Origin of the sequence: Haliea sp., from assembly GCF_040222615.1 — a bacterium.
Classification (GTDB): domain Bacteria; phylum Pseudomonadota; class Gammaproteobacteria; order Pseudomonadales; family Halieaceae; genus Haliea.
Genome location: NZ_JAVKCQ010000201.1, coordinates 1 through 11678, shown reverse-complemented (window position 1 = coordinate 11678; position 11678 = coordinate 1). Strand labels below are relative to the sequence as shown.

General features: G+C 65.4%; 9 protein-coding genes. 7 read left to right on the top strand and 2 right to left on the bottom strand.

All coding sequences use genetic code 11. The features are described 5' to 3' along the window. Nucleotides 1-67: 67 nt before the first annotated feature. The gene (locus RJQ10_RS15980; RefSeq protein ID WP_350148375.1) at nucleotides 68-1261 is read right to left on the bottom strand and encodes an MFS transporter; all 1194 of its coding nucleotides are present in this window, start codon (nucleotides 1259-1261) and stop codon (nucleotides 68-70) included. Between the two features lie 28 nt (nucleotides 1262-1289). Then, the gene (locus tag RJQ10_RS15975; protein WP_350148374.1) at nucleotides 1290-2114 is read right to left on the bottom strand and encodes an SDR family NAD(P)-dependent oxidoreductase; all 825 of its coding nucleotides are present in this window, start codon (nucleotides 2112-2114) and stop codon (nucleotides 1290-1292) included. A 1034-nt stretch (nucleotides 2115-3148) separates the two neighbouring features. On the opposite strand from RJQ10_RS15975, the gene carA reads away from it, so the two are divergent. From carA to RJQ10_RS15940, 7 genes are all read left to right on the top strand, one after another. Continuing rightward, nucleotides 3149-4291: a glutamine-hydrolyzing carbamoyl-phosphate synthase small subunit gene (gene carA, locus RJQ10_RS15970; RefSeq protein ID WP_350148373.1), complete on the top strand. Its 1143-nt coding sequence runs from the start codon at nucleotides 3149-3151 to the stop codon at nucleotides 4289-4291. A gap of 6 nt (nucleotides 4292-4297) precedes the next feature. Next, nucleotides 4298-7519: a carbamoyl-phosphate synthase large subunit gene (gene carB / locus RJQ10_RS15965; protein ID WP_350148372.1), complete on the top strand. Its 3222-nt coding sequence runs from the start codon at nucleotides 4298-4300 to the stop codon at nucleotides 7517-7519. Then, on the top strand, nucleotides 7516-7992 hold the full coding sequence (gene greA, locus RJQ10_RS15960) for a transcription elongation factor GreA (RefSeq protein ID WP_350148371.1): 477 nt from the start codon (nucleotides 7516-7518) through the stop codon (nucleotides 7990-7992). The genes carB and greA overlap by 4 nt, the downstream gene beginning before the upstream one ends. A 26-nt stretch (nucleotides 7993-8018) precedes the next feature. Beyond that, nucleotides 8019-9107: a hypothetical protein gene (locus RJQ10_RS15955; protein WP_350148370.1), complete on the top strand. Its 1089-nt coding sequence runs from the start codon at nucleotides 8019-8021 to the stop codon at nucleotides 9105-9107. Beyond that, on the top strand, nucleotides 9108-10511 hold the full coding sequence (locus tag RJQ10_RS15950) for a hypothetical protein (RefSeq protein ID WP_350148369.1): 1404 nt from the start codon (nucleotides 9108-9110) through the stop codon (nucleotides 10509-10511). A 3-nt stretch (nucleotides 10512-10514) separates the two neighbouring features. Then, on the top strand, nucleotides 10515-11459 hold the full coding sequence (locus RJQ10_RS15945) for a sterol desaturase family protein (protein ID WP_350148368.1): 945 nt from the start codon (nucleotides 10515-10517) through the stop codon (nucleotides 11457-11459). Further along, the coding region (locus RJQ10_RS15940; RefSeq protein WP_350148367.1) for a glycosyltransferase at nucleotides 11456-11678 on the top strand (223 nt) is incomplete at its 3' end. The genes RJQ10_RS15945 and RJQ10_RS15940, both read left to right, overlap by 4 nt.

Sequence of the window (11678 nt, the reverse complement as noted above, 5' to 3'; positions counted from 1 at the left end):
CCGCGCGGCGGCACCCGCGGTGCGCGCCTTCAGCGCCTGGGTGGAGGCCCTGCCCCAGCTCTGAGCCTCAGCGCCGTTCCTGCAGCACCAGCAGCACCAGGACCAGGAAGAAGACGCTGGCGCTGAACATCGGCGCCAGTGCCGGGTGTACCTGGTACAGGGCGCCGGCACAGATTGGCCCGGCCACGAAGCCGATGGCGGGGCAGGCGGCGACCAGGCCGGCCACGGAGCCCTGCTCTTCGGGCGCCACCGAAAGGGAGGCGCCGGCGGAGATGGAGGGCATGGTCAAGCCGAGCCCGGTGCCGACAAAAGCCATGCCCACGGCCAGCAGGGGGAAGTGGTCTGCGCTGGCGAGGATCGCGGCCCCGAACAGCATTGCCAGCAGCCCCAGGCGAATAAACTGGCCGGGCTCCAGCTTGACCCGTTGCATGACGGTAATCTGCACCAGGAAGGTAAAGGCCGCGGAGACCATCAGCGCCGCGCCGGTCATCTGCGCGGTCTGGATGCCGGTCAGGCCCAGTTTGTCCTGCAGGGTAAACCCCAGGGTCTGCTGGATACCCGAGAAGCCCACGAACAGTCCCACCGCCGTGGCCAGCAGGTGCCGGAAGCGGCGGTCGGTAAAGCGCAGGCGCACCCGGAGGTGGCGGGGCACCAGATCGCGCTGCGGGGTGCGCGGTAATTGTCGCCAGACCAGCAGGGCGGCGGAGGCCGCCAGCGCTGCGGCAAAGTACAGGGGCGCAAGCAGGCCAAAGGTCGCCAGGGCGCCACTCACCGCCGGCCCGAGAATGGTGCCCAGACTGTTCGCGGTACCGAGTTTGGCCATGGTCCGGGTACGGTGCTCAGTGCTGCTGTTGTCAGCCGCATAGGCGGTGGTGGCCGGGGTGGTCGCCGACATGATGACCGCCTGGCCACAGCGCGCCAGCAGTGCGACCCCGTACAGCAGGGTGCCGCCCAGCAAACCCGCCAGGCCGGCATAGAGCACGCTGGTAAAGACCAGGGTGCCGGCGGTATAGCCGAGCAGGCCGGTGATGATGATGGGCTTGCGCCCGACGCGATCGCTGAACCGCCCCCAGTGCGGCGACGCGAGGGCAAATATCAGTGCCGAAACGGCGATGATAGAGGTGATTTGCAGTTCACTCAGCGCCACCTCCCGACCCAGGGGCGCAAGGATGGCAAATACCAGTGACTGGCCAATCCCGGTGGCCATCAGGGCCAGGATCAACACGGTCAACTGCCCGGTGGCGAGTTTATTCTCGATCATGCCGCGGCGGCGTTGCGGATGCCCTGTGTCACGCGGGGTCGTCCCGGCCGACCTTGCCCAGCCCGGGCATGAAGCGCGGGTAGCTCACCGGGAACAGACGGGCCAGCAGGTTGATGAACTTTGCGTCGGGGCCAATGATCAGGCGCGGCTTGCGTTTTGCCACCGCAGCGAGGATCTGGGCGGCGGCAGAATCCGCGCTGGTGCGCACATGCTGGTCAAAAATGGCCGCTTTCTCATCAGCGCTGATATCCGCCGGGCCGCCGCGACTGCGGCGGGCGATGTTGGTGCCCACGCCGCCCGGGTGGACACAGCACACATGTACGCTGCTGCCCTCCATCTCCATCCGCAGGGCTTCGGTATAGCCGCGCACCGCGAACTTGGCGGCGTTGTAGGCGGACTGGGTAGGCACCCCGATCATGCCGAAGATGGAGGAAATATTGACCAGATGCCCCTGTGGTGCCGCCTTCAGCAGCGGCAGGAAGGCCAGGGTGCCGTGCACCACGCCCCAGAAATTGATGTTCATCAGCCACTGCACATCGTCGTAGTTGCACTCGTCCACCCGGGCGCTGTAGGCCACCCCGGCGTTGTTGACGACGATGTCTACGTGGTGTTGCTGCTCGGCGATGCCAACGGCCCAGCGGTCCATGGCCGCCTTGTCGGAGACGTCGACCTGGAGCTGGTCTATCGGCAAGTCCTGGCGTTCAAGACTGGCTACCGTGTCGGCCAGGCCCCGGGTGTCGACATCGCTGAGGAAGAGCGCGCAGCCCTCCCGGTTCAACTGCTGCGCCAGGGCGCGGCCGATGCCGGAACCGGCGCCGGTGATCACGGCGGATTTACCTGTGCTGTAGGCCATGGGCGGTAGAGTTTCCCTGTTATTGGTGCGGTACCACATCATAGGAATCCGACTGCGCGACGCAACCGTTTTCTCGGTTCGGTACGATCGGCGCTCTGGCGGACTTTGCTCCCTCCGTTCGCGTGGCGGCCTACGGACTGCGCGTCCCGGCCCTGCGTCGCTCCGGGAGGCGCGGACTCCGATACTCCATTCCGGGCGCATGCGGCGCGCGTTCCCTCAGTGCTTTTGCGCTGCCGTCTGGCCGCGCACGGTGTGAGCGGGGCTGGCACTTGCCATGGCGTCGGTGCCAGTTGAGTCGACCTGTTCCTACTTTCAAGGCTGCAGGTTGGCAGCCACTAAGACAATTGGGCGAGCGCACCGACGTCCTGCAAGTCCGTCTCGAAGCCCCCGCCCCCCGGATCAACGCGGGGCACCTTGACTGGGCACCATCGACTTCGTCTCGGTGAGGATCAGGGATGGCATTGCGCTTGAATCCCGCCAACACTGTCCACCCCTTCCTTTGACAGGGTACCGTGGCCCCCAATCTTGCACCTGCGTTGATCCGGTGCGGGGATGTCGTTTTGCGGACCGGAGGGCGTCGGTGCGTCCACTGTCCCCCGCTTAGAGGCTACCAACCTGCAGCCCTGAAAGTGGGAACAGATCAACACCAAATCTATCTCAGCCATGCCGGGTACCAGCCCGGCTGACAAGGTACGCGGCCAGACGGCAGCGCAAGAACAATGAGGGAACGCGCGCCGCATGCGCCCGTAGTGGAGCAAAAGGAGCATACCCGTGGCGGAGCGACGCACGGCCGGGACGCGCAGTCCGTGAGGCCGCCAGCGGAACGAAGAGTCCCGGCTGGCGCTGGACACTGGCTGGGGTATCCCCTACAATCTTTCGCCAGATTTCACGTGCCCGGATTGCGCCCCGGGTGTCGTCCGTAGCTGTGAACAACCAGAGCTGATTCTATGAGAAAAAGCGAGATGTGGCCTTCCCATCTCGCTTTTTTTCGGGCGCCCGCAGCAAAGGTTTACCGCTGAATCTTGGAGGTGTTCTTGTCCAGTCCAGCCCTGTTAGCCCTTGAAGATGGCACTGTTTTCAGAGGCGTGGCGATAGGTGCTGAAGGCGCCTCGGTCGGCGAAGTGGTGTTCAACACCGCGATGACCGGTTACCAGGAGATCCTTACCGATCCATCCTACGCCCGGCAGATCATCACCCTGACTTATCCCCATATCGGCAACACCGGCACCAATGCCGAGGACGAGGAGTCCGCGGACATCTGGGCCGCCGGGCTGGTGATTCGCGACCTGCCGCTGATGGCCAGCAATTACCGCAGCCAGGAAGACCTCCAGAGCTACCTGCAGCGGCGCAATATTGTCGCCATCGCCGACATCGACACCCGCCGCCTGACCCGCATCCTGCGGGACAAGGGTGCCCAGAACGGCTGCATCATGGCCGGTGCCGATATCGACGAGGACGCGGCGCTGGCCCAGGCCCGCGGGTTTGCCGGCCTCAAGGGCATGGACCTGGCCCGGGTCGTGACGGTGGCTGCGCCCTATGCCTGGCGCGAGGGTAGCTGGCAGCACGAAGCCGGACACAGTGAGCGCGCTGAACAGGAGTTGCCCTGGCACGTGGTGGCCTACGATTACGGCGTCAAGCGCAACATCCTGCGCATGCTGGTGGACCGCGGCTGCCGCCTTACCGTGGTGCCGGCGCAAACGCCTGCCGCGGAAGTGCTCGCGCTGCGTCCGGACGGGGTATTCCTGTCCAACGGCCCCGGCGACCCTGAGCCCTGCGACTATGCCATCGACGCCATCCGCGAGCTGCTGGACACCGATATCCCGGTGTTCGGTATCTGCCTCGGGCACCAGTTGCTGGGCCTCGCCAGCGGCGCCCGCACGGTCAAGATGGGGCACGGTCACCACGGCGCCAACCACCCGGTGCAGAACCTCGACGATGGTACCGTGCTGATCACCAGCCAGAACCACGGCTTTGCCGTCGATGAATCCGGCCTGCCGGACAATCTGCGGGTTACCCACAAGTCGCTGTTCGACGGCACTCTGCAGGGCATCCACCGCACCGACAAGGCGGCGTTCAGTTTCCAGGGGCACCCGGAGGCAAGCCCGGGCCCCCATGACGCCGCCCCGCTGTTCGATCATTTCATTGAGCTCATAGTCGCAAGAGCAGGAAACCGCTGATTCGCCATGCCTAAAAGAACCGATATCCAAAGTGTCCTGATCCTCGGCGCCGGCCCCATTGTCATTGGCCAGGCCTGCGAGTTCGACTACTCCGGGGCCCAGGCCTGCAAGGCGCTGCGGGAGGAGGGTTACCGGGTGATCCTGGTCAACTCGAACCCCGCCACCATCATGACCGACCCGGCCATGGCAGACGCCACCTACATCGAGCCCATTACCTGGGCCACGGTCGCGCGCATCATTGAACAGGAGCGCCCCGACGCCCTGCTGCCGACCATGGGCGGGCAAACCGCGCTCAACTGCGCCCTCGACCTGGCGCGGGAAGGCGTGCTGGAGAAGTTCGGCGTGGAGATGATCGGCGCCACCAAGGACGCCATCGACATGGCGGAAGATCGCCAGCTGTTCGACCGGGCGATGAAGCGTATCGGCCTGGAAACCCCGCGCGCGGCCCTGGCCCACAGCATGGAAGAGGCCTTCCAGGTACTGGACCAGATCGGCTTTCCCTGCATCATCCGCCCCTCTTTCACCATGGGCGGCTCCGGTGGCGGCATTGCCTACAACCGGGATGAGTTCGAGCAGAACTGTACCCGCGGCCTGGACCTGTCCCCAACCAAGGAACTGCTGATCGACGAGTCCCTGATCGGCTGGAAAGAGTTTGAGATGGAGGTGGTGCGGGACAAGAACGACAACTGCATCATCGTCTGCGCGATCGAGAACTTCGACGCCATGGGGGTCCACACCGGCGACTCCATCACCGTGGCCCCGGCCCAGACCCTGACCGACAAGGAATACCAGATCATGCGCAACGCCTCGTTGGCGGTGCTGCGCGAAATCGGTGTCGAGACCGGGGGCTCCAATGTCCAGTTCGGTATGGACCCGAAAACCGGGCGCATGGTTATCATCGAGATGAACCCGAGGGTGTCCCGCTCCTCGGCCCTGGCCTCCAAGGCCACCGGCTTCCCTATCGCCAAGATCGCCGCCAAGCTGGCCATCGGCTACACCCTCGACGAGCTGCAGAACGATATCACCGGCGGCGCGACCCCGGCATCTTTCGAGCCTGCCATTGACTATGTCGTCACCAAGATTCCGCGCTTCGCCTTCGAGAAGTTCAGCGCCGCGGACCCGCGCCTGACCACCCAGATGAAGTCGGTCGGCGAGGTGATGGCGATCGGCCGCACCTTCCAGGAGTCGCTGCAGAAGGCCCTGCGCGGGCTGGAAGTGGGCTCCGCCGGTTTCGAACACATGATCGACGTGGCCAACCCCGACCTGCGCGAGGAACTGGTGGCCGAGTTGACCAATCCCGGCGCCGATCGCATCTGGTACATCGGCGATGCCTTCCGGGCCGGAATGACGGTGGATGAAGTACACCAGTACTCCGGGGTTGACCCCTGGTTCCTGATCCAGATCCAGGACATTATCGCCACCGAGGACGCCCTGAAACCGGCGGCCCTGGCGGAAATCGACCGCGAACGCATGTTCCGCCTCAAGCGCAAGGGTTTCTCCGACGCCCGCCTGGCGGTGCTGCTGGGGGTCAGCGAGCGCGAGCTGCGCAAGCATCGCCACAGCCTCGGGGTCCGCCCGGTGTACAAGCGGGTGGATACCTGCGCCGCGGAATTTGCCTCCGCCACCGCCTACATGTATTCCACCTACGAGGAAGAGTGCGAGGCGATGCCCTCCGATCGGGACAAGATCCTGGTGCTCGGCGGCGGCCCCAACCGTATCGGCCAGGGTATCGAGTTCGACTATTGCTGCGTGCACGCGGCGCTGGCCATGCGCGAGGACGGCTACGAAGCCATCATGGTCAACTGCAACCCGGAGACCGTGTCGACCGACTACGACACCTCCGACCGCCTGTATTTCGAGCCGGTGACCCTGGAAGACGTGCTGGAGATCATCGACCTGGAACAGCCCAAGGGCGTGATTGTCCAGTTCGGTGGCCAGACTCCGCTGAAGCTGGCGCGGGACCTGGAAGCCCACGGCGTTCCCATCATCGGTACCACCCCGGACGCGATCGACCGCGCCGAGGACCGCGAGCGCTTCCAGCACATGATCCAGAAACTGGACCTGCTGCAGCCCGCCAATACCACGGTCCGCAGTGTAGAGGAGGCCGTCGAGGGCGCGGCGCGCATCGGCTACCCGCTGGTGGTGCGGCCCTCCTACGTGCTCGGTGGCCGGGCCATGGAAATCGTCTACCGCGAGGAAGACCTGCTGCGCTACATGCGCGATGCGGTGCAGGTGTCCAACGACGCCCCGGTACTGCTGGACTCCTTCCTCAGCGCCGCGATCGAAGTGGATATCGACGCGGTCAGCGACGGCGAGCAGGTGGTGATCGGCGCCATCATGCAGCATATTGAACAGGCGGGGGTGCACTCGGGTGACTCCGCCTGTTCCCTGCCCCCCTACAACCTGGCGCCGGAGGTGCAGGACGCGATGCGCGAGCAGGTCCGGCAGATGGCGCTGGAGCTGGGGGTAAAGGGCCTGATGAACGTGCAGCTGGCCTGGCAGGACGACAGGATCTATGTGATCGAGGTGAACCCCCGCGCTTCCCGCACGGTCCCCTTCGTGTCCAAGTGCATCGGGGTGTCCCTGGCCAAGGTGGCGGCGCGCTGCATGGCTGGCCAGAGTCTCGCCTCCCAGGGTTTCACCAAAGAGATCATCCCGCCCTACTACTCGGTGAAGGAAGCGGTGATGCCCTTCAACAAGTTTCCGGGAGTGGACCCTATCCTGGGGCCGGAAATGCGCTCCACGGGCGAGGTCATGGGTACGGGTGATACCTTTGCCGGCGCCTTCGCCAAGGCCCAGCTCGGTGCCGGCGAGCCGCCGCCCCGCAGCGGGACCGCCCTGATCAGCGTGCGTGATGTGGACAAGCCCGGTGCCGTGCGGGTGGCTCGTGAACTGGTATCCCTGGGGTTCAAGCTGGCAGCGACTGGCGGCACCGCCAATGCGCTGGAAGCGGCAGGCCTGGAGGTGCGTCGGGTCAACAAGGTGCTTGAAGGGCGCCCGCATATTGTTGATATGATCAAGAACGACGAAGCGGACCTGATCATCAACACCACGGAGGGCCGCCGCGCCACCGCGGATTCCGCCCCGATCCGGGCCAGCGCTGAGCAGCACCGGGTATTCTATACCACCACCCTGGCCGCCGCCGAGGCGATGACCATGGCGCTGAAGCTGGAGACGGACAAGACAGTGCGCAGGCTGCAGGACCTGCACAGGAGCATCGGTTCATGAGCAAGGTACCCATGACAGTCACCGGTGAGCGTCGCCTGCGGGAAGAGCTGGACAGGCTCAAGCGGGTTGACCGCCCACGCATTACCCAGGCCATCGCCGAGGCGCGGGAGCACGGGGATCTCAAGGAGAACGCCGAGTATCATGCGGCCCGTGAGCAGCAGAGCTTTACCGAGGGGCGGATACAGGATATCGAAGGCAAGCTGGGTAACGCCCAGGTTATCGACGTTACCGCAATCCCCCGCACCGGCAAGGTAATCTTTGGTGTCACTGTGGATTTGGTGAATACCGAGACCGATGCGAAAGTGACCTACCGGATCGTCGGCGAGGATGAAGCCGACGTCAAGAACAACCTGATCTCCGTTGGTTCGCCCATCGCGCGGGCCCTGATCGGCAAGGAAGAGGGTGACATCGTGGTGGTGCGCGCGCCGGCTGGTGACATCGAGTACGAGATTGACCAGGTCCGGCATATCTAGCCGTTGCCCCGGAGCGATTGCGGGCGGTGGGCGAATATAGTCGGGCCCTTTGCCGTAGTCACCTGGCTGCGCTGTGGATAGCAGCGCTGCTCTCCGGGATCCAGCCGGCGCTGGCAGAAGCCGCCGCAACCCTTCCCGCAGACGCCCCGGCCGGTCCGGAGCCGGGGCTGACCCTGAAGCTGTCGGGGCGTGGCGTCGCCGCCCATGGCCTGCCCTGTCCGGCTTCCGGGCAGATACTGCGACTGCGCGTCGAGGGTGCCGGGGCGCTGGAGGCTGCCTGGCTGGAGCGGCTGCCGACAGCTGCCTTTCGGCAAACGGATGCCCGGGTGACGGGCCCTTTCCGGAATGGCGTAATCCTGCTGCCCCTGTCCGGGGTGGCCGCCGCGGCGGGACCGGATTCCCGGTGTCGTCTGGTGCTGCGCGGGCTACCCGCCGCAGAAGTCACCCTGGTCGCCAGTGACTGGCAGGCCGTCACTCCGCTCACACGTCTGAGCGGCATGTGGTACGACTGGACCGGGTTCCGTCCCTGGCGGCACGCCTCCATCAATTCCCACTCCGCCGTGGTCCAGGCCTGGCATGGCCTGTCGCCGAATGTTCTGCTCGGTGTGCTGTTCGTGTCGGTCGGGATAGCCGGCTACTGGCGCTGGCGCAGTCGTTTCCTGCTGTGGTGGATGCTGGCCGGCTGGCTGGCGCTGGATCTGCCCTGGCAGTGGCGCCTGCTTGAGCAGGTGGAAGCCACCCGCGACAGGTTTGCCGGGGTGCCAGCAGCGGACAGGCCCGGTTTGACCGATGATGCCGATCTGTGGGCCTTCGCGGAGCGGGTTAAATCGCTGCTGCCCGCCGGCGGCGCGACGCGCATCTTTGTGGCCAGCAGCAGCGACTATGGTGGCATGCGTACCGCGTATTACCTGTACCCGCTGAATGTGTATTGGCGGCGGGGCGGCCCTGAGCTCCCCGCCTCATCCCGGTTGCGCGCCGGCGACCATATTGTCGTGGTGCAGCCAAGCCAGGTGCGCTTTCTCCCGCAAGCTGGCCGACTGCTGTTCGCAGACCAGGGCTGGAGCGTGCGGCTGCTGTTCGCGGCGGACGACATCGGCCTGTTCGAGGTGCGGTGAATGGAGTGGCTGCGTCTTACTCTCGCCTTATTGGTGCCGCTACTGCTGGGCCTGCAGCTGGTTGCGCGGCTGGTTCCCGCCACGCCCGCGAGGGGCTGGCTGGTCGCCGGCTATGGCCTGCTGGCAGGGCTGCTGCTCTGGCCCCTGCTGCTGCGGTTGTGGGCGGTGTGCGGCCTTCCGCCCGGCTTCTGGCCGCCGCTGGGTTTTGCTGTTCTGCTGCTCGTGGCCCTGCGCTGGTGGTCCTTCGCGCAGACCACGACAGTGATGCCGGGGGCTGCGGCCCCGACGGCGCTGCCGGCAGGGCGCGTGGCCCGGTTACTGTGCATTCTGTTGCTGGCGCTGCTGTCCCTGCGCCTGTTGTCCCTGGCGCTTGAGTTGATCTGGCGACCGCTGTTTCCCTGGGACGCGACCATGCACTGGGCAACCAAGGCTCGCGTCTGGTTCGAATGGCAAGGTTTCGTTCCCTTTGTCGCCAACGATGAGTGGCTCAGCCTGGTCGGTGAGGGGGTGTTCACCGATCATCATCCGGATTATCCCGTGACGGTGCCTGTCTGGCAGTACTGGCTGGCTACGGCGCTGGGCCGCTGGGACCCAGCGCTCATCAATCTGCCGTGGCTGGTGTGCTACTGCAGCCTGGGGATGGCGTTCTACGGGCAGGCGAGAGCAACGGGAGCGCCGCAGGTGGAAGTGATCGTATTCCTGTTCTTCCTGCTTACACTGCCCCTGCTGAACACTCACGTGGCCCTCGCCGGCTACGCCGACCTGTTTCTCGCCACGACCTTTGGCCTCAGCCTGATGGCGCTGCACAACGGCAGCCGGGGCGGGCAGCCCTGGCAGTGGCGGCTGGCGCTGTTTTGCGCCCTGGGCTGTCTCCTTGTCAAGAACGAAGGTTTTTTCTGGATGCTGACGATACTGCCGGGCCTGTGGGTAGCCCGGCGCCGCGATGCCCGGAACGTATTGCTGGCGATAGCGGGGATCGCTGTTGCCGTGGCCTTGGTGTTGTGGCTGTTCCCCGCGGAGATAGCGGTGGCCGGGCACTCCCTGGGGAGCCTGGATTTGGGATACCGACCCGGAGCCCTGTCAGGTATCCTGAGGAGTCTGCTGGTGTTGGGGAACTGGCATATGGCCCTGTGGTATCTCTTGCTCCTGACGGCGCTGGTCATCTGGCGGCGGCCGGTGGTTCTGCCGGTTGCCGGGCCGTTGATCGCTTCGCTGTCCGCTGCCTGCATACTTTTCCTTTGCCTGTTCACAGTTACCGAGTACGCGGTGGGCGCGATCCGGCAGACCGCGGTGGGACGCATCGGGCTGCACCTGATGCCCGGCGTGGTGTTCCTGCTGTTCGTTCTCCAGAGTCAGCTGCGACAGCTGGAGTCTCGCTCAGCGACTTCCGGGTTGCGGGGCTAAGTCATGGTGTCGGCGCATCAGGGTTGGCGACTGGCATGGCTGTTACTGGGCGCGGTGTGCCTGCTGCCGGCCCTGCTGCCGCTGTCGTCGCTGCCGTTGTTGGGTGACTGGTTGCCGGCGCTGTCGCACCACGTCATGCCCGAAAAAGCGCGCTATTCACCGCTCAGCTACTGGTTGCTGTTGACCCTGGTCTGGGTCGTGCAGAGCCGCTGGCCGGTCAGCCCCGCGCCGTTTTTCTCGGTGGCTTTTCGCCAGGACCTGCTCTGGTATTTCGCCAGCATGGGGCTGCGCTTGCTGTTCCTGGGAGCCTGGGCGCATGCGGTTGTGGCGTTCTACAGCCACTATCTGGGTTTTCTGACCCTGCCGGGGGTGGCGCAGTGGCACCCCGCGCTGCAGTTCGTCCTGGGCGTGCTGCTGGCCGACTTCGCCCGCTGGCTCAGCCACCTGATACGCCACAAGGTGCCCCTGTTCTGGGCCTTTCACTCAGTGCACCACGCCCAGCGCGACCTCAACCTGTTCACCGATGCCCGGGTGCACCCGGTGGATCGCATGGTGTCCTCGCTGGTGACCAGCCTGGCCCTGCTGATCACCGGCAATGGCGTCCCCGCGGTCATCCTCTGGATGGTAATTGAGACGCTGTATCCCAAGTTCTACCACGCCAACGTGCGACTGGATCTCGGTCCGCTGCGCTACCTGTTGGTCACCCCCCAGTCCCATCGCGTGCACCACGGGGTGGAGCATCACTACCACGACTGCAACTTTGGTTTCCTGTTTTCGCTGTGGGACCGGTTGTTCGGTACCCAGCATCCCGATCATCGCATCTGGCCTGCCACCGGCATTCCCGACGCCGGCTTCCCGCTGGAGCGCGACGGCAGCCCGCTTGGTCTGCTGGGCACCCTGTACCGACAGCTCATCTATCCGTTTCTGTCACTGCGCCGTCGGCCATGAAGATCGGCTTCCTGATCCAGCATTTTCCGCCCTATCTTGGGGGCGCGGAGTGCCAGGCGCGCGATCTGGCGGAGGCGCTGGTGCGACGTGGCCACGCGGTCGAGGTGGCTACCACGCGCTGGGATCCGGCGCAGCCGACGCACGAAACACGCGAGGGGGTGGTGATACGGCGCTGGCTTACTCCGGGTGCGCGCTGGCTCAAGTTGCCCTGGAACCTGC

Bases quoted from the DNA above. Each gene is read 5' to 3' on its own strand.
- RJQ10_RS15980 (WP_350148375.1), bottom strand. From the start codon at position 1,261: ATGATCGAGAATAAACTCGCCACCGGGCAGTTGACCGTGTTGATCCTG.
- RJQ10_RS15975 (WP_350148374.1), bottom strand. From the start codon at position 2,114: ATGGCCTACAGCACAGGTAAATCCGCCGTGATCACCGGCGCCGGTTCC.
- carB (WP_350148372.1), top strand. From the start codon at position 4,298: ATGCCTAAAAGAACCGATATCCAAAGTGTCCTGATCCTCGGCGCCGGC.
- greA (WP_350148371.1), top strand. From the start codon at position 7,516: ATGAGCAAGGTACCCATGACAGTCACCGGTGAGCGTCGCCTGCGGGAA.
- RJQ10_RS15950 (WP_350148369.1), top strand. From the start codon at position 9,108: ATGGAGTGGCTGCGTCTTACTCTCGCCTTATTGGTGCCGCTACTGCTG.
- RJQ10_RS15945 (WP_350148368.1), top strand. From the start codon at position 10,515: ATGGTGTCGGCGCATCAGGGTTGGCGACTGGCATGGCTGTTACTGGGC.